At 68.3% G+C, this 16,589-nt stretch carries 18 protein-coding genes; 7 read left to right on the plus strand and 11 right to left on the minus strand.

Annotation, left to right across the window (positions count from 1 at the left end; all coding sequences use genetic code 11):
- Positions 1 to 140 precede the first annotated feature (140 nt).
- Genes AX690_RS14650 through timA form a run of 3 tightly spaced genes read right to left on the minus strand, consistent with a single transcriptional unit; the run spans position 141 to position 2,522 of the window.
- Positions 141 to 710, minus strand: coding sequence for a Smr/MutS family protein (locus AX690_RS14650; RefSeq protein WP_066730445.1), 570 nt, complete (start codon positions 708 to 710; stop codon positions 141 to 143).
- Between the two features lies 1 nt (position 711).
- A complete protein-coding gene (locus AX690_RS14655; RefSeq protein ID WP_066730446.1) occupies positions 712 to 1,893 on the minus strand; it encodes a murein transglycosylase A in 1,182 nt (393 codons plus the stop codon).
- A complete protein-coding gene (gene timA / locus AX690_RS14660; RefSeq protein ID WP_082769678.1) occupies positions 1,893 to 2,522 on the minus strand; it encodes a TIM44-related membrane protein TimA in 630 nt (209 codons plus the stop codon). The genes AX690_RS14655 and timA overlap by 1 nt, the downstream gene beginning before the upstream one ends.
- 196 nt (positions 2,523 to 2,718) lie before the next feature.
- Here timA and secB point away from each other — a divergent pair, with 196 nt between their 5' ends.
- The gene (secB, locus tag AX690_RS14665; RefSeq protein ID WP_066730448.1) at positions 2,719 to 3,219 is read left to right on the plus strand and encodes a protein-export chaperone SecB; all 501 of its coding nucleotides are present in this window, start codon (positions 2,719 to 2,721) and stop codon (positions 3,217 to 3,219) included.
- A 129-nt stretch (positions 3,220 to 3,348) separates the two neighbouring features.
- Here the strand turns inward: secB and AX690_RS14670 are convergent, their stop codons facing one another.
- Positions 3,349 to 4,035 (minus strand): response regulator transcription factor, encoded by a 687-nt coding sequence (locus tag AX690_RS14670; RefSeq protein ID WP_066730449.1) that lies wholly within the window; start codon positions 4,033 to 4,035, stop codon positions 3,349 to 3,351.
- 75 nt (positions 4,036 to 4,110) lie between these two features.
- On the opposite strand from AX690_RS14670, the gene AX690_RS14675 reads away from it, so the two are divergent.
- Complete coding sequence (locus AX690_RS14675; RefSeq protein ID WP_066730450.1) at positions 4,111 to 4,617, plus strand: L,D-transpeptidase; 507 nt, start codon at positions 4,111 to 4,113, stop codon at positions 4,615 to 4,617.
- A gap of 10 nt (positions 4,618 to 4,627) precedes the next feature.
- Here AX690_RS14675 and AX690_RS14680 read toward each other — a convergent pair whose 3' ends face one another.
- The gene (locus tag AX690_RS14680) at positions 4,628 to 4,936 is read right to left on the minus strand and encodes a YdeI/OmpD-associated family protein (protein ID WP_197426869.1); all 309 of its coding nucleotides are present in this window, start codon (positions 4,934 to 4,936) and stop codon (positions 4,628 to 4,630) included.
- A 65-nt stretch (positions 4,937 to 5,001) separates the two neighbouring features.
- Positions 5,002 to 5,658, minus strand: a complete 657-nt coding sequence (locus AX690_RS14685) for a YggS family pyridoxal phosphate-dependent enzyme (RefSeq protein WP_066730452.1) — start codon at positions 5,656 to 5,658, stop codon at positions 5,002 to 5,004.
- 13 nt (positions 5,659 to 5,671) lie between these two features.
- On the opposite strand from AX690_RS14685, the gene AX690_RS14690 reads away from it, so the two are divergent.
- On the plus strand, positions 5,672 to 6,292 hold the full coding sequence (locus AX690_RS14690; protein ID WP_197426870.1) for a thiamine phosphate synthase: 621 nt from the start codon (positions 5,672 to 5,674) through the stop codon (positions 6,290 to 6,292).
- 6 nt (positions 6,293 to 6,298) lie between these two features.
- On the opposite strand, the gene AX690_RS14695 is transcribed toward AX690_RS14690, so the two are convergent.
- Positions 6,299 to 6,709, minus strand: a complete 411-nt coding sequence (locus tag AX690_RS14695; protein WP_197426871.1) for an NtrZ family periplasmic regulatory protein — start codon at positions 6,707 to 6,709, stop codon at positions 6,299 to 6,301.
- 253 nt (positions 6,710 to 6,962) lie between these two features.
- Between AX690_RS14695 and AX690_RS14700 the strand changes: the two genes are divergently transcribed.
- The 4 genes from AX690_RS14700 (at position 6,963) to holA (ending at position 11,896) form a co-directional block, all read left to right on the plus strand.
- A complete protein-coding gene (locus AX690_RS14700) occupies positions 6,963 to 7,490 on the plus strand; it encodes a DUF3576 domain-containing protein (RefSeq protein WP_082769681.1) in 528 nt (175 codons plus the stop codon).
- A 136-nt stretch (positions 7,491 to 7,626) separates the two neighbouring features.
- Complete coding sequence (gene leuS / locus AX690_RS14705) at positions 7,627 to 10,212, plus strand: leucine--tRNA ligase (protein ID WP_066730455.1); 2,586 nt, start codon at positions 7,627 to 7,629, stop codon at positions 10,210 to 10,212.
- 66 nt (positions 10,213 to 10,278) lie between these two features.
- The gene (gene lptE, locus AX690_RS14710) at positions 10,279 to 10,728 is read left to right on the plus strand and encodes an LPS assembly lipoprotein LptE (protein WP_369798219.1); all 450 of its coding nucleotides are present in this window, start codon (positions 10,279 to 10,281) and stop codon (positions 10,726 to 10,728) included.
- Positions 10,729 to 10,843: 115 nt separating this feature from the next.
- The gene (holA, locus tag AX690_RS14715; protein ID WP_066730457.1) at positions 10,844 to 11,896 is read left to right on the plus strand and encodes a DNA polymerase III subunit delta; all 1,053 of its coding nucleotides are present in this window, start codon (positions 10,844 to 10,846) and stop codon (positions 11,894 to 11,896) included.
- Positions 11,897 to 12,268: 372 nt separating this feature from the next.
- Here the strand turns inward: holA and AX690_RS14720 are convergent, their stop codons facing one another.
- From AX690_RS14720 to mnmG, 4 genes are read right to left on the minus strand one after another with little or no spacing between them, the layout of a single operon-like run.
- Positions 12,269 to 13,183: a ParB/RepB/Spo0J family partition protein gene (locus tag AX690_RS14720; protein WP_066730458.1), complete on the minus strand. Its 915-nt coding sequence runs from the start codon at positions 13,181 to 13,183 to the stop codon at positions 12,269 to 12,271.
- Between the two features lie 53 nt (positions 13,184 to 13,236).
- Positions 13,237 to 14,040, minus strand: a complete 804-nt coding sequence (locus AX690_RS14725; RefSeq protein ID WP_066730459.1) for a ParA family protein — start codon at positions 14,038 to 14,040, stop codon at positions 13,237 to 13,239.
- Complete coding sequence (rsmG, locus tag AX690_RS14730; protein WP_066730460.1) at positions 14,030 to 14,683, minus strand: 16S rRNA (guanine(527)-N(7))-methyltransferase RsmG; 654 nt, start codon at positions 14,681 to 14,683, stop codon at positions 14,030 to 14,032. The genes AX690_RS14725 and rsmG overlap by 11 nt, the downstream gene beginning before the upstream one ends.
- A complete protein-coding gene (gene mnmG, locus AX690_RS14735) occupies positions 14,673 to 16,529 on the minus strand; it encodes a tRNA uridine-5-carboxymethylaminomethyl(34) synthesis enzyme MnmG (RefSeq protein WP_066730461.1) in 1,857 nt (618 codons plus the stop codon). The genes rsmG and mnmG overlap by 11 nt, the downstream gene beginning before the upstream one ends.
- Positions 16,530 to 16,589 lie beyond the last annotated feature (60 nt).

A 16,589-nucleotide genomic window follows, 5' to 3' on the forward strand; every position in this document is an offset into this window, starting at 1 on the left:
CCGCCAACCATCAAGCCAACGCTTGACCTACATCGCAATACACAGGACCCAGGGGGTGCGGGAGCGCCGCGCTTGCGGCCCCTGGGTCCCGGATAGCCTCTGCGAGGCTTCCGGGATGACACGGATTTGGTGGCTTCGAATTAAACCCGCCGCTTCAGCGCCACGTACAGCGCCCCCTCCCCGCCGTGGCGGCGGTCGGCGGTGGAGACGCCGGCGACCATCTCGCGCAGGGACGGGTCAGCGAGCCATTCGGGCGTGCGCGCGCGCAGGACCCCCTGCCCCACCTTGCCCTTGCCGGTGATGACCAGCACCGCCCGGTGACCCTGGCTGAACGAGCGGCGGATGAAGGCCTCCAGCGTGGCGCGGGCCTGGTCCTGATCCAGGCCATGCATGTCCAGCCGCGCGCCGATCGGGTCGCGCTCCTTGACGATCCGCAGCTTGCGATTGGGCTCGATGGTCCCAGCGGGGCCCTTGAGCGCCTTCGCGAACGCCGGCTTCAGGTCTTCCGGGTGAAGCCGGAGCGGCGCGATCGAGGCCAGGCGCGTCGGCGGCTCGGCCGGCAGGGCGGTGTCGGACTTCAGCGACGGTCGGATCCGCGCCTTGGACCGCATCTTCTCCGGCTTCACCGGCGCGCGCGGGGTCACGGTCGAGGCGACCAGCCGCCAAAGGCGCTTGTCGTCCTCAGGTCCGGGCGGCGGCTTCTTGCTCACCTTACGGCTTTGGAACGAGGCGGTAGAGCCGCAGCATGTGCCGCACGCGCCCCGCCTCGGCCCCGGCCTCCGGACCCGTGCCGATGTAGAGATCGGCGCGCACCTCGCCCTTGATCGCCCCGCCGGTGTCCAGCGCCACGGCCAGGCGGCGATAGGTCGGGAAGGCGCCCGCCAGGGCGGGAGCGCTGGCGTCCAGCCAGTAGAGCGCGCCATAGGCGTGGCGGCTGGGATCGACGGCGATGGCGCGGCCGGGCGGCAGGGACACGCCGGCCGAGCCCAGAGGCTCCTTGCCGTCGTCCTCGGCCATCTTGAAGAACACGTAGCGCGGGTTCAGCCGCATGATCGCGTCGGCCTCGGGCCCGCGATGCTCGGCCAGCCAGGTCCGGATGGCGTCGCCCGAGGTGTTGTTGTCGGGCAAGAGGCCCTTGTCGCGCATGGGCGTGGCGATGCCGACAAAGGGCTTGCCATTGGTTCCGGCGAACACCGCCTTCACCCGGCGGCCGTCGGGCAGCACCAGCACGCCCGAGCCCTGGATCTGCAGGAAAAACAGCTCCTCGGGCCGCATCCAGGCCAGGGGCTTGTCGGTCGGGACCGCCTCGATCTCGGCGCGGTCCGGATAGGGAACGAAGGTCTTGCCCTCGACATGGCCGGTGATCTTCTTGCCGATCAGGGCCGGCTCGAAGGGGCCGAGATCCAGCACGACCAGATCGTCCGGCAGACGGCGCACGGGCGCGGAGAACTCGGCGTTGCGCGACATCCGCGCTTGATACTGGGGGGCGAAATAGGCGGTCAGCAGCCCGTCTTCGCCGACAGCCTGAGCCTGGAAGTTGGCCTCGAAGAAAGCGCGCGCGGCGGCGGCGTCCGAACCGCTCATTCCCCGAGCCAGGTCGCAGACGCGGGTCATGGCCGGGTCCTTCGACACGCCGCAGCCAGCCTGGAAGGCTTTCAGCGCCGCCAGATGATCCTCTTGAGCCCAGCCTGGCAGGTCCGAGAACGAGACGGTCGCGGGCTGGGCGACCGGCGGCTGAGCCGGAGGAGCCGGCGCCTGAGGCGTTGCCTGAACCGGCGGCGACGCGGGCGGGGCGATCGGCGGCGGCGTCACCACGCTGGCGCAGGCGCTCAGCAGCAGAGCCGCCAGCGCTAGCGGGGCGATGGCGCTCGAAGCGGTCCGGACGCGGATCATCACGCCTCGGCGGCGGCGACGAACGACAGCAGCCAGTTCGGATTGGCGCTCTTGACCTCGCGCTCGAAGGTCCAGAGCTCGGCGGTGCGGCGGTCGTCGACCCCCTCGCCGCGCTCGTCCTTGGTGCGGGTGCGCACCTCGGCCAGGATGCGGACCACCGCCTTGGCGGTGTCGCCAACCAGGTCGACGCTTTCCAGGTCGAGGCGCGGCGGGGCCATGAACTCGACCTTTTCGGTGCGACCGGCGGCCTCGCGCGCCGTCATGGCGTGCTCGAAATTGGCCATGACCTCGGGGGCGAGGAGCGGCTTCAGCGTCTCGCGATCGCCCGCGGCGTAGGCGGTGACGATCTGCTCATAGGCGGTGCGCGCGCCGGTCATGAACTTGATCGGGTCGAAATCGGGCTGGCGGGCCTTCAGCGCGGCGAGGCCTTCCGAGCGCAGCACCGGATGGGCGTCGCTGGCGATCGGCGCGGAACCGGCGGGGGCGGCCTTGACGGACGCGTCCTCGGGCTGACGACCGACCCGACGCCCAAGCGTGGCGTAGAGCTGATAGAGGACGATGGCGGCGACCGCGGCGAGGAACAGGATCTGAAACACTTCAAGGTCCGGCGACGGGCTTTGTAGGCCCAGGGAATGTCTAGGTCGGCGAACGCTCGTCGGTTTCGGAAAAAGGCTCTCCGAACCGGGCGAACGCCCCGTGTCTTTCCTATATAGGCGAGACGCGCGCTCTCGTCAGGCGCCTGGCGTTGCGCCAGACGGGCCCTCATGGTAGCAGCGCCCACCTTACTCAAGGCGTTTTTGCGCGCCGATCACGGATTTTGTCCTAATGACCGACACCTCCGCCCCCACCGGCGCCCCCGAGGCGACTTCGGAAGACGCCGCCGGCCAAGTGGGCGTCCGCATCCTGGCCCAGTTCGTCCGCGACTTCTCGTTCGAGAACCCGCTGGCCCCCGATAGCCTGCGCGCCGGCGCGGCCCAACCCGCCATCGACATGGGCGTCGAGATGAACGCCCGCGGTCGTCCCGACGGCCTGTTCGAGGTGGACCTGAAGCTCTCGGCCCGCGCCCTGCGCGATGACCAAGCCGTGTTCCACGTCGAAGTGGTCTATGGCGGCCTGTTCCACATCGCCGGCGTGCCCGAGGAAGATCTGGAGCCGGTGCTGCTGATCGAGTGCCCGCGCTTCCTGTTCCCCTACGCCCGTCGCCTGATCTCGGACGTGACGGCCGAGGGCGGCTTCCCGCCGTTCCTGATCGACCCGATCGACTTCGCCGGCGTCTACGCCGCGCGCAAGGCCCAGGCCGAAGGCCAGCAGGTCGGCAACGCGTAAGCCAGGCGACAGTGGTTTTTGGAGAGGGCTCGGCTGAAAGGCCGGGCCCTTTTCTTTGAGCCATACAAACCGTGTCATCCCGGAAGCGCGTAGCGCTATCCGGGATGACACTGATTTATTGGCTTTCAGCTACGGCTGCAGCCGGTAGCCGCCCATCTCGGTGATCAGGATCCGCGCCACGGCCGGATCGGGCTCGATCTTCTGGCGCAGACGATAGACGTGGGTCTCCAGCGTGTGGGTGGTGACCCCGGCGTTGTAACCCCAGACCTCCGTCAGCAACTCCTCGCGCGACACGGGCTTCGAGCCAGCGCGATAGAGGTACTTGAGGATATTGGTTTCCTTCTCGGTCAGCCGCACCTTCTTCTGCTTCTCGTCAACCAGCAGCTTGGCCGAGGGCCGGAATTCGTAGGGACCGATACGGAACAGCGCGTCTTCCGACGCCTCGTAGCTGCGCAGCTGGGCGCGGATGCGGGCCAGCAAAACGCCGAAGCGGAAGGGCTTCGTCACATAGTCGTTGGCGCCGGACTCCAGGCCCAGGATGGTGTCGCTGTCGCTGGCGGCGGCCGTCAGCATGATCACGGGCGCGGTGACGCCGTTCTTGCGCATCAGGCGGCAGGCCTCGCGGCCGTCCATGTCAGGCAAATCAACGTCCAGCAGGATCAGGTCGGGCTTGAGCTCGCGCGACATCCGCACGCCCTCGCCGGCGCTGGCGGCCTCGTTGACCGCGAACTCCTCGTGCAGGGCCAGCTGTTCGGCCAGGGCGCCGCGCAGGTCGTCGTCGTCGTCGATGAGCAGAAGGGTCTTGCGTTGCGCCATAAGGCGAAACATGCACCGCTGCGGCCCTCGGGGACAACCCCGGGCGAGGCCTTAAGTCCGGGAGTCGACGTCTCCATGCTGTTCCGCGCCCATGCCGATGGTCGTTTCGAATTTGACGGGCGGATATTGCGCTGCGCGATCGGCAAGGCCGGCGCGATCGCCGCCGCCGCCAAGCGCGAGGGCGACAGCAAGAGTCCCGTCGGGGTCTGGGCCATGCGCGAGGTCTGGTATCGGCCGGACGTCTATACGCAGGGCCCCACGACCCGTCTGCCCGTCCGCGCGACGCAGGCTCAGGACGGCTGGTGCGACGCGCCTGGCGATCCGAACTACAATCGTCCCGTGACCCTGCCCTACCCGGCCAGCGCCGAGCGGATGTGGCGCGACGACGCCGTCTACGACCTGGTGGTGATCCTGGGCCATAATGACGCCCCGCCGATTCCTGGCATGGGCTCGGCGATCTTCATGCACTTGGCGCGGGACGGTTATCCGGGCACCGAGGGCTGTGTGGCCCTGGCGCGCGTGGACCTGGAGGCCGTGCTGGCCGCGGCCAAGCCGGGCGACGCGGTGGAGATCGTGGGCTAGGGCCGAGCCATCAACCGCTCTTGCCTTTCCCGTCGATCAGGACGGCCTGCTGCCAACGTCCCGGCGCCTTGTCGGTGCGATGGATGCAGCCCGCCCAGCAACAAGGCCGCTTCTTGCCCTCCAACAGTTCCTCCAGGGTTCGCTGGATGCGGCGTTGGCGGGTTGCGGCTTGTTTGGCGTCATCAACCCAGCAAATGAACTCGTTTCGCCCAAGCGGCGTCAGGCTGGCCCACAACTCAAGGACCCTTGGATCCGACCGCACCGCCGCCCGCAGATCTTCAGCGGCCTCGTGGACAGTCCCCTGGGGAAAGGCGTTCATCACGAAATCTCCCTGCGGCGACACGGAAGACTAGCGTCATTTTGGCTTTTCGGGAGGGGAAACCCCTAGTGCGCCGAGCCCCGCGCCCCAAACAGCGCCGAGCCGACCCGCACCGAGGTCGCGCCCTCGGCGATGGCGATCTCGAAGTCGTCGCTCATGCCCATCGAGAGCTTTTCGACGCCATTGCGCTCGGCGATCGCCCGCAGCTCGGCAAAGTGCGGCGCCGGATCGGCGTCGAAGGGCGGGATGCACATCAGCCCCTCGACGTTGAGGCCATAGGTCCCCCGGCACGCGGCGATGAAGGCGTCCGCCTCGCCCGGCGCGATTCCGGCCTTCTGCGGCTCCTCGCCGGTATTGACCTGAACGTAGAGGCGCGGCGCCTTGCCGGCCCGCTGGATTTCCTCGGCCAGCACGCGGGCCAGCTTTTCGCGGTCCACCGTCTCGATGACATCGAAGAAGGCCACGGCCTCGCGCGCCTTATTGGTCTGCAGCGGGCCGATCAGGCGCAGCTCCAGGCCTTCGCGTCGGTCGCCCCAGCGTTCCATCGCCTCCTGCACGCGGTTTTCGCCGAACACTTTCTGTCCCGCCTCCAGCACGGGCGCGATATGCTCCCAAGGCTGGGTCTTGGAGACCGCCACCAGCGTGACCGAGCCTGGCGCCCGTCCGGCGCGGGCCTCGGCGGCGGCGATGCGGCTTTGGATGTCGGCGAGGGCTTGGGACATGGAAGGAGCGGCCTTGCGAGGCGACAGCGAACTGGACGTCCTGTCTAGGACGGCGGCGGCCTTTCCGCCAAGGACCGTGCGCGGCCGCGTGCTGCCGAACCTGCTGTTCTTCACCGATCCCGCCCGCGTCGCCTCGCCCGAGGCGGTGGCCGAACGGCTTCCAGCCGGGTCCGGAATCGTGTTCCGGGCCTTCGGCGCCGAGGACGCGGTCGAGCAGGGCCGCCGCCTGCGGGCGATCGCGGACGCTCGTGGTCTCATACTGCTGGTCGGCGCGCATCCGGGGCTTGCCGAGGGCGTTCGGGCCGACGGTCTGCACATGCCCGAGCGCTTGGCCGGCGAAATCCCAAAGCTGAGAGCGGAGCACGCCCGCTATCTGATCACCGTGGCCGCCCATGACCTGACCGCCGTTGGAGCGGCCGAGCGGGCGGGCGCGGACGCCGTGATCGTCTCGCCGGTCTTTCCCAGCAACAGCCCCTCGGCGGGAGAGCCGCTGGGTCTCAAGGGCCTGAAGGACATGGTCGGGGTGACGCCCCTGCCCGTCTACGCGCTGGGCGGCGTGCGCGCGGACACGGTCGGCCAGCTGGCGGGCAGCGGAATTGTCGGGATCGCGGCGGTCGAAGCCCTGGCGAGCTGACCCGGTTCAGAACTTGAAGGCGGTTTCCAGCCGGACGCGCGGGGCGGCTTCGGGCTGCTGGGCCTTGCGGGCGGCCAGGGCCGGGTTGGATTCACCCAGGCTGACGGCGCCGCCGACGCGGATCGACGGGGTCACCTTGAAATAGGCGCCGGCCTGGACGTCCTGCATTTCCATTTCGCGGCTGGAGGGCTGGTCGAGGTCCAGCTTCAGGCCCCAGCGGCCCTTCTTGGCGTCCCAACGCAGGGTGCGCTTGTCATCCCGCGGGTATTGGACGCCGGCGGCGGCGCTGGTGAAGTCGTTCTTGACGCTGAAATCAGGGGCGACCGCGTGCGGCTTGGCCTGGGCGAACGCCATCGACGCCGATCCCGTCAGGATCAGCGCGGCGGTCCCCGCCAGGAAGAAACGCTTCGCGACCATCGCTACTCGCCGCCTGTACTCTGTTGTCCCCGCCCGTCCCATATAGGAAGAGGCCCGTGAATTTCGATTAAAGGCTTGGCCGAAACGCGGTCAACCGGCCTTTGGTCGCACTTGAGGCCGTATTGTACGATTCAATCGACTCGTGTGGCGGTGAGGTCACGCGATTCCTGTTTTGAGGCAGCGCAGCCATGCTATAGACCGGCTCCCGGCTGCGGGGGCGCGCCAGGAGTGCGCAAGTCGCGCCGGCGAGACATTGGAGCGAGGTACTATGGCGTTTGAGCGTGGGTCTGTGATGCGCGGCGTCGCCGCGGGCGTCTTGGCTCTGTCGATGCTGGGCGTGTCGGCCTGCAGCAGCAACAAGCCTCCCAAGACCTTCTCGACCCAGAGCGACGAGCCTGGCCTGAACCCCTTCAAGCGCTTCGGCGGCGGGAACAAGGGTCCGGCGACCGAAGGCTCGATCGGCGTGAACGGCTATCTGTGGCGCGCCAGCCTGGACACCCTGGCGTTCATGCCGCTGGCCTCGGCCGATCCGTACGGCGGCGTGATCATCACCGACTGGTATGTGAATCCGGAGACCCCGGCCGAGCGCTTCAAGGCGACGGTCTACATCCTGGACACCCGCTTGCGCGCCGACGGCCTGAACGTCACGGTGTTCAAGCAGTCCAAGGACGTGAACGGCGCCTGGGTCGACGCCCCGGTCGCCGACCAGACCGCCACCGATATCGAAAACGCGATCCTGACCCGCGCCCGTCAGCTTCGTCTCTCGAACATCAAGGGCTAAGGCCCGACGGGATCTTCTTCCACGCGGAGAAGATCCCGAGTTCCTATATTCCTGCGCGCTCCGGCCGCGAAACCGCTTACTCTTGACGCGGCCGCGCCTCCCGGGGCGCGTTCCTGCATCCAAGACCTGGTTTCCGATGGCCCGCTACAATCCCAAAGACACCGAGCCCAAGTGGCGTGACGCCTGGGCGAAGGCCGACGTCTTCAAGACCGGCGAGATCAACGACGGCCGTCCGAAATACTACGTCCTCGAGATGTTCCCGTACCCCTCGGGCCGCATCCACATGGGGCACGTGCGCAACTACGCCATGGGCGACGTGGTGGCCCGCTACAAGCGCGCGCAAGGCTTCAACGTCCTGCACCCGATGGGCTGGGACGCCTTCGGCATGCCGGCCGAGAACGCGGCCATGGAGCGCGGCGTCCACCCCAAGGGCTGGACCTACGACAACATCGCCGCCATGCGCGAGCAGCTGAAATCGCTGGGCATCTCGGTCGACTGGTCGCGCGAGTTCGCCACCTGCGACCCGGAATATTACGGCAAGCAGCAGGCCTGGTTCCTGCGCCTGCTGAAGCGCGGCCTGGTCTATCGCAAGGAAGCCTCGGTCAACTGGGACCCGGTCGACATGACCGTCCTGGCCAATGAGCAGGTCATCGACGGCAAGGGCTGGCGCTCGGGCGCGACGGTCGAGAAGCGCAAGCTGACCCAGTGGTTCCTGCGCATCACCGACTACGCGGACGCCCTGATCGACGGCCTGAAGACCCTGGACCGCTGGCCCGACAAGGTTCGCCTGATGCAGGAGAACTGGATCGGCCGCTCCAAGGGCCTGCGCTTCAAGTTCCAGTTTGACGGCGAGGCTCCTGACGGCCTGGCCGAGGGCCTGGAGGTCTACACCACCCGTCCCGACACCCTGTTCGGCGCCAGCTTCGTCGGCATCGCGCCCGAGCATCCGCTGGCCGAGCAGCTGGCGGTCGAGAATCCGCAGATCCAGCAGTTCATCGCCGACTGCCGCAAGGGCGGCACCTCGGAAGCCGAGATCGAGAGCGCCGAGAAGCTGGGCTACGACACCGGTCTGCGTGTGAAGCACCCGCTGGATCCGTCGATCACCCTGCCCGTCTGGATCGCCAACTTCATCCTGATGGACTACGGCACCGGCGCGATCTTCGCCTGCCCGGCCCACGACCAGCGCGACCTGGATTTCGCCCGCAAATACGGCCTGCCGGTCAAGCCGGTGGTGCTGCCGAACGGCGAGGACCCGGCGACCTTCCAGATCGGCAAGGAGGCCTATGTCGGCCCCGGCAAGATCTTCAATTCCGAATTCCTGGACGGGATGGACGTCGAGACCGCCAAGGCCGAGGCCGTGGCGCGCATCGAAGCCGCCGGCCAGGGCCAGGGCGCGACCGTCTATCGCCTGCGCGACTGGGGCGTCTCGCGCCAGCGCTACTGGGGCTGCCCGATCCCGGTGATCCACTGCCAGGCCTGCGGCGTCGTCCCCGTGCCGGAAGACCAGCTGCCGGTCGCCCTGCCCGAGGACGTGACCTTCGACAAGCCGGGCAACCCGCTGCTGCGCCATCCGACCTGGCGTCACACGACCTGCCCGTCCTGCGGCGGCAAGGCCGAGCGCGAGACCGACACGCTGGACACCTTCATCGACTCCAGCTGGTACTTCGCCCGCTTCGCCGACACGAAAGCCGCCGAGCCGGTCGGCAAGGCCGCTGCCGACTACTGGCTGCCGGTCGATCAGTATATCGGCGGCGTCGAGCACGCGATCCTGCACCTGCTGTACGCCCGCTTCATCACCCGCGCCCTGAAGGACGAGGGCCTGGTCTCGGTCGAGGAGCCGTTCGCGGGCCTGTTCACGCAAGGCATGGTCACCCACGAGGCCTACAAGAACGAGGCCGGCGAGTGGGTCGAGCCCTCGGACGTGGTTATCAAGGTCGAGGGCGCCAGCCGGTCGGCCACGCACGCCAAGACCGGCGCGCCGATCATCATCGGCGACGTCGAGAAGATGTCGAAGTCCAAGAAGAACGTCGTCGCCCCCGAGGACATCTTCGAGGCCTACGGCGTCGACAGCGCGCGCCTGTTCGTGATGTCCGACAGCCCGCCCGAGCGCGACGTCCAGTGGACCAACGCCGGCGTCGAAGGCAGCTGGCGCTTCACCCACCGGCTGTGGAACGAGTTCGACAGCCAGCCGGCCGGCGAGTTCGCCCATGACGCCAACGACGAAGCCGCCCTGGCCCTGCGCAAGGCGGCCCACAAGCTGATCGGCTTCGTGACCGACAGCATCGAGGGCTTCCGCTTCAACAGCGGCGTGGCGCGCCTGTACGAGTTCCTGAACGCCCTGAAGGCCGCTCCGGCCGAAGGCGCGTCGGAAGCCGTGTTGGCGGCCCGCGCCGAGGCCCTGAACATCCTGGCCCGCCTGGTGGCCCCGTTCACCCCGCACCTGGCCGAGGAAGCCTGGGCCCGCATCGGCGGCGAAGGCATGGTCGTGAACGCGCCCTGGCCCAAGGCGGACCCGGCCCTGGCCGCGGACGACGAGCGCGTCCTGCCGATCCAGATCAACGGCAAGCGTCGCGGCGAAGTGAAGGTCAAGGCCGGCGCGGCCGAGGACGAGGTCCAGAAAATCGCGCTGGCGGATCCGAACGTCCTGGCCCACCTTGAGGGCCTGACGGTCCGCAAGGTGATCGTCGTGAAGGACCGCATCGTCAACATCGTGGCCAACTGACCGATGAAACGCTTCCTGCTGATCGGCGCCCTTAGAACATCGCTTCTGGCGCTCTCGAGCCTTGGCATGTCGGCCTGCGGCTTCACCCCTCTCTACGCTCGTCCGGGCGTGGAAGGCGGCCTCTCGGGCATCGAGACGATCGCCGCCGAGGGTCGCGGGGGCTACCTGCTGCGCGAACAGCTGGACGACGCCCTGGCCCATCGCCAGGGAACGCCGGCGGCGTACAAGCTGGCCTTCGGGGTCAACGAGACGCGGTTCGCCCGCGGCGTCCGTCTCGACAACGTCGCCAATCGCTACGAGCTGCGGATGAGCGTCACCTGGCGCCTTCTGGACGCCAAGACCGGCGCGGAGGTCCACAAGGGCTATACCGAGGCCTCGGTGACCTACGACTCGGCCGACCAGCCCTACGCGGCCATCGCCGCCCAGCAGGACGGTCAGGAGCGTGCGGCGGCCGAGGTGGCCCGCAAGATCCAGCTGGACCTCGCCACCTGGCTGGCGGGCAAGAAGCCGGCCTAGGGCGCTTTCCGACCCGACTGGATCGGAAAGCGCCCTAGGCTTCTATTGTAACGCATTTTCTGACGACGAACCGGTGTCCACTTCGTCGGAAAATGCTCTAGGACGCGACAAAGCGATGATCCTGTCCAAGCGTCCGGACGTCGAACGCTTCCTGAGGGAGCCGACCCCGGACATCCGGGCCGTGGTCATCTACGGCAAGGACCGGGGCGTGGTGCGCGACCGGGCCAACGCCCTGGCCAAGCGCGTGGTCGAGCGCCCGGACGACCCCTTCGACACCGCCCAGCTGACCGAGAGCGACGTCGAGTCCGACCCGGCCAAGCTGGAGGACGAGCTGTCGGCCCTGTCGCTGATGGGCGGCCGACGCTTGGTGCGCCTGCGCCTGACCGGCGAGAAGGCCGGACCCGACAAGGCCGCCGCCGAGGCCGTCACCCGTCACGTCGAAGGCCTGCTCAATCCGGACGCCTTCTTCCTGATCGAGGCCGGCGCCCTGGGCCGCGACTCCCAGCTGCGCAAGGTCGGCGAAAAGGCCAATGGCTGCGCCGTCATCCCCTGCTACGAGGACGAGGCCGGCGACCTGGCCCGCCTGACCCGCGACACCCTGGCCCATGACAAGGTCAGCCTGAACAGCGAGGCCCTGGATCTCTTCGTCTCGCGCCTGCCCAAGGAACGCGGCGTCGCCCGCGCCGAGATCGAGCGGCTGGCCCTCTATCTCGGCCCGGGCAGCGGCATCAACGCCACCGCCGCCGACCTGACCGACTTCTTGGGGGTCGAGCCCGAGGCCTCTCTGAGCGACGCGGCGGCCGACGCGTTTGGCGGCAAGGTCGGGGCGGCCCAGGCGGCCCTGCGCCGCGCGGCGGCCGAGGGCGAAGGCGGCCCCGCCGCCGTCCGGGCCATGAGCTACTATCTGGGCCGCCTGCGACGCGTCCTGACCCTGCACAAGAACGGCGTCGACCTGCAGGCCGCCGCCAAGGCCTCAGGCGTCTTCTGGAAGCAGGAGCGCGAGTTCCTGCGCCAGGCCCGCGCCTGGAACCTGGAGGCCATCCTGGAGGTCCAGGGCGAGGTTCTCAACGCCGACCGCGCCTGCAAGACCTCCGGCTCGCCGGACCAGCTGATCGCCGAGCGCCTGGCCCTGGCGATCGCGGGTCGCGCGCGGCGACTGGGGCTGTAGGGCGTCTTACCTCTTTCGGTGTCATCCCGGCCGAAGCGCAGCGAAGAGCCGGCGACCCAGGGGCGGCTCGCACGGCGTTCACGCCCCCCCTGGGTCCCGGATAGCCTCTGCGAGGCTTCCGGGATGACACGAGGATGGGGCGGGGTGTTGGGAATTGCCCAAACCGCCCAAAACACCCGCTTTGCGCCCTTGTGGACGCTTTCCAAGAAAGCCTTACGTCACAAGCGCTTGCGCCGGAAAATCCGGCCAACCGCCCTCGCCTCACGAAAACGGCGCCTCCCGGAGTACGGAGAGGCGCCGCTCGGTGCGCGACAGAGGCGATTTTCAGAGACCCCAAAAACCACTCATCCGCACGCTTTTAAGTGCGAATGATCAGACCCCGCGGGTCAGGCGATTGCACAGGTCGTCGAGCTGCTCGAGCGTCGCGTAGCTGATGGTCAGAGACCCGGCGCCGCCGCGATGGTCGATGGTGACGTCCAGGCCCAGCACCGACGACAGGTCGGCTTCCAGGGCCTGGGTGTCGGTGTCCTTGACCTTGGGCGGACGGCCGCCCTTGCTCTTGGCCGAGGGCGCGGTCGGGGCCTTGCGAGCCAGAGCCTCGGTCTCGCGAACCGAGAGACCGCCGTCGATGATCTGCTTGGCGAGAGCGACCGGGTCGGCGGCGGCCGCGATCGCGCGGGCGTGACCGGCCGAAAGCTCGCCGCTGACCAGGTATGACTGGACCTCTTCCGGTAGGGCCAGCAGGCGCAGGGTGTTGGCCACATGGCTGCGGCTCTTGCCGATCGTCTGGGCGATGGCGTCCTGGGTGCGTTCAAACTTCTCCATAAGCACTTTGTACGAAAGCGCTTCTTCGAGGATGTTCAGGTCCGCGCGCTGGACGTTTTCGATGATGCCGATTTCCAGCACCGCCAGGTCGTCCAGCTCGCGCACCATGATCGGCACGCCGCGTAGGCCGGCCCGCTGGGCCGCGCGCCAACGGCGCTCGCCGGCGACGATCTGATATTCGCCCGGCGTGGTGGGCGACGGTCGCACGAGGATGGGCTGCAGAACGCCCTTCTCGCGGATCGAGTTGGTCAGCTCCTCGAGATCCTCCTCGCGGAAGGTCCGGCGCGGCTGGTCGGGATTGCGCTTCAGCAGTTCGATCGGCGCTTCGCGCGACCCGGCGGACTGATCGCCCGGCGCCTGGGCGGGCGCGGCCTCGACCTCGCCCAACAGGGCGGACAGACCGCGTCCCAGTCCCCGACGCCCCTCGGCCATACCCGGCTCTCCCACCACGACGGACTCCATCACTATCTCAATCAAGCTTCAGATTCGAAATTCAAAGACGGCTCAAAGCCGCTTCAGGCGGCTTTCGCCTGGCGGTCGCGTTCGCGGCTGATCACCTCGCGCGCCAGCTTCAGATAGGCTTGGCTGCCCGCGCACTTCAGGTCGTACAGCAGCACCGGCTTACCGAACGACGGCGCCTCGGAGACGCGGACATTGCGCGGGATCACCGCGTCATAGACCTTGTCGCCGAAGTGGGCGCGGACGTCGTGCGCCACCTGCTCCGACAGGCTGTTGCGGCGATCGTACATGGTCAGCACCACGCCCTGGATCTCCAGGTGCGGGTTCAGACTGCCGCGCACGCGCTCGATCGTCCGCATCAGCTGGGTCAGGCCTTCCAGGGCGAAGAACTCGCACTGCAGCGGCACGAACACCGCGTCGGCCGCCGTCATGGCGTTGACGGTCAGCACATTCAGCGACGGCGGACAGTCGATCAGCACATAGGTGTAGGGCCCATTGGCGCGGATGGCCTCCAGGGCGTCGCGCAGCCGGTATGACCGGCGCGCGGTCTGACCCAGTTCGATCTCGATGCCGGAGAGGTCGGCGTCGGCCGGTATGACGTCGAGACCCGGCAGCTCGGTCTTCACGGCGGCGTCCACCACCGGCGACTCGCCCATCAGCACGTCATAGAGGGTGGTCCGGCGCTGGGTGCGGCCGATGCCCAGGCCCGTCGAGCAGTTGCCCTGCGGATCGGCGTCGATCAGCAGAACCCGCTCGCCGCAGGCCGCCAGGGCGGTGCCCAGGTTGATCGCGGTCGTGGTCTTGCCCACGCCGCCTTTCTGGTTCGCGATCGCCAGGACGCGCAGAGGATTAGCGGACACGTGACAGCCCCTTCACTTGAACGATCCGACCGCGAGGGTCGCTTTGACTAGGTCGCAATTGCGCGTCGAACTTCCAAGCCTTGGCGGCCTCGGAAAGCTCGGTCGCGACATCCTGCCCCTTGAGGAACAGGCCGGTCGCGCCGCCGCGCAGATAGGGTTCGGCGAAGCCCAGCAGCTTGGTCATCGGGGCGCAGGCGCGCGCCGTCACGATGTCGACCTTCAGCTTCAAATCCTCGGCCCGGGCGTTGTGAATCTGGACCGGCAGGTCGAGATCCTTGGCCACCACCTCGAGGAAACGGCAGCGCTTGGCCATCGACTCGACCAGATGGACTTTCGCCCCGGCCCTACCCTTCAGGAGTATGGCCAGCACGACCCCGGGGAGACCGGCGCCCGCGCCCAGATCGGCCCACGTGGAAGCCTCCGGCGGCGCCAGATCGAGCAGCTGGGAGCTGTCGAGGGCGTGCCGGGTCCAGTAGGTGGCGATGGTCAGCGGCCCGACGAGGTTCATCACCTCGTTCCACTCGGCCAGGAGCTCTTGAAAGCGCGCCAGATCGGCGATCTGGGCGTCGCTGGCCCCGGTCAGGGCCTGGTAGCCCGCCGCGTCGAGGACCGGCGGTTCGGCGAGGATGGCTTCAGGCTGCACGGGTGCGCCGCACGTGGGCCAGCAGCGCGGTCAGCGCTCCCGGCGTCACGCCCTCGATGCGGGCCGCCTGGCCCAGGGTCAGCGGTCGCACGCGAGCCAACTTCTCGCGGACCTCGTTCGACAGGCTGCCGATGTCGGCATAGTCGAGATCGGCCGGCAGCCGCAGATCCTCGTCCTTGCGCAGCGATTCCGCGTCGGCGCGCTGGCGGTCCAGATAGCCGGCATAGGCCGCCTCGATCTCGATCTGCTCGCGGACGTCGGTGTTCCACGTGAAAACCTCGGGCCAGACGCGGCCGAGGTCGTCCAGGGTCACGTCCGGATAGGCCAGCATGGCGAAGACGTCGCGACGGACGCCGTCGCTGTTGACCTTGAAGCCGGCCTTCACCGCCTCGTTCGGGGTCAGACTGACCGAGCGGGCGAAGGCGCGGGCGGCTTCGAGCCGCGCCTTCTTCTCGGCCCAGGCCCTGGCGCGGCGTTCGCCAACGACACCCAGGGCGATACCGCGATCGGTCAGGCGCTGATCTGCGTTGTCGGCCCGCAGGGTCAGACGGAACTCGGCCCGGCTGGTGAACATGCGATAGGGCTCGGTGACGCCACGGGTGACGAGGTCGTCGATCATCACCCCGATATAGGCCTCGTCGCGCGCGAAGACGGCGGGCTCCCTGCCCTGCTCGGCCAGGGCCGCGTTCAGGCCGGCGACCAGGCCCTGAGCGCCGGCCTCTTCGTAGCCCGTGGTGCCGTTGATCTGGCCGGCGAGGTACAGGCCCGGCAAGCGCTTGGTCTCCAGCGTGGCGTACAGCTCGCGCGGATCGACATAGTCGTATTCGATCGCATAGCCGTAGCGCAGCACCTCGACATTCTCGAGGCCTGGGATGGTGCGCAGGAACAGCAGCTGGGTCTCTTCCGAGACAGACGTGGAAATGCCGTTCGGATAGACGGTCGGATCGTCCAGGCCTTCCGGCTCCAGGAAGATCTGGTGGCTGGTCTTGTCGGCGAAGCGGACGACCTTGTCCTCGATCGAGGGGCAATAGCGCGGACCGACACCCGTGGCGCGGCCGCTATAGACCAGGGACTCGCCGATCCGCTCGGCGATGATCCGGTGGGTCTCTTCGGTCGTGAAGGTCACGCCGCAGGCGATCTGCGGCACGTCGATCTTGTCGGTCAGATACGAGAACGGAACCGGCTCATCGTCGGCCGCCTGGCTGTCCAGGCGATCCCAGGCGATGGTCCGGCCGTCCAAGCGCGCGGGCGTGCCGGTCTTCAGGCGGCCCATCTGGAAGCCGAGACCATACAGGCGATCCGACAGGCCGATGGCCGGCTGGTCGCCGACGCGGCCGGCGGGGATACGGTCTTCGCCGCGGTGGATGACGCCCTTCAGGAAGGTGCCGGTGGTCAGGATCACACGCGGCGCCAGATAGGCGCGGCCCTCCCCGTCGACGGCGCCGGCGACCCGACCATTCTCGACGATCAGATCCTCGGCGGCGGCGGCGATGATGTCGAGGTTTCCCGTGTAAAACAGCTCGGCTTGCATCGCCTCGCGATAGAGCTTGCGGTCGATCTGCGAGCGCGGCCCGCGCACGGCGGGCCCCTTGGAGCGGTTCAGCATCCGGAACTGGATGCCGGCCTTGTCGGCCATGCGGCCCATGACGCCGTCCAGGGCGTCGATCTCACGGACCAGATGCCCCTTGCCCAGGCCCCCGATGGCCGGGTTGCAGGACATCTCACCGATGGTTTCCAGCTTGTGGGTCAGCAGCAGGGTGCGCGCGCCGGTGCGCGCGGAGGCGGCCACCGCTTCGCAGCCGGCGTGGCCGCCGCCGATGACAATGACATCCCAGGACTTGGACAAAACGCTCGCCTCAATGCGAACGCCCCCGGGACAAGCGGGGGCGCTGGACTCGACATATAC

It is taken from the genome of Caulobacter sp. CCH9-E1 (assembly GCF_001556515.1).
Classification (GTDB): domain Bacteria; phylum Pseudomonadota; class Alphaproteobacteria; order Caulobacterales; family Caulobacteraceae; genus Caulobacter.

Bases quoted from the DNA above. Each gene is read 5' to 3' on its own strand.
- AX690_RS14655 (WP_066730446.1), bottom strand. From the start codon at position 1,893: ATGATCCGCGTCCGGACCGCTTCGAGCGCCATCGCCCCGCTAGCGCTG.
- secB (WP_066730448.1), top strand. From the start codon at position 2,719: ATGACCGACACCTCCGCCCCCACCGGCGCCCCCGAGGCGACTTCGGAA.
- AX690_RS14670 (WP_066730449.1), bottom strand. From the start codon at position 4,035: ATGGCGCAACGCAAGACCCTTCTGCTCATCGACGACGACGACGACCTG.
- AX690_RS14675 (WP_066730450.1), top strand. From the start codon at position 4,111: ATGCTGTTCCGCGCCCATGCCGATGGTCGTTTCGAATTTGACGGGCGG.
- AX690_RS14680 (WP_197426869.1), bottom strand. From the start codon at position 4,936: ATGAACGCCTTTCCCCAGGGGACTGTCCACGAGGCCGCTGAAGATCTG.
- AX690_RS14685 (WP_066730452.1), bottom strand. From the start codon at position 5,658: ATGTCCCAAGCCCTCGCCGACATCCAAAGCCGCATCGCCGCCGCCGAG.
- AX690_RS14695 (WP_197426871.1), bottom strand. From the start codon at position 6,709: ATGGTCGCGAAGCGTTTCTTCCTGGCGGGGACCGCCGCGCTGATCCTG.
- leuS (WP_066730455.1), top strand. From the start codon at position 7,627: ATGGCCCGCTACAATCCCAAAGACACCGAGCCCAAGTGGCGTGACGCC.
- lptE (WP_369798219.1), top strand. From the start codon at position 10,279: ATGTCGGCCTGCGGCTTCACCCCTCTCTACGCTCGTCCGGGCGTGGAA.
- holA (WP_066730457.1), top strand. From the start codon at position 10,844: ATGATCCTGTCCAAGCGTCCGGACGTCGAACGCTTCCTGAGGGAGCCG.
- AX690_RS14720 (WP_066730458.1), bottom strand. From the start codon at position 13,183: ATGGAGTCCGTCGTGGTGGGAGAGCCGGGTATGGCCGAGGGGCGTCGG.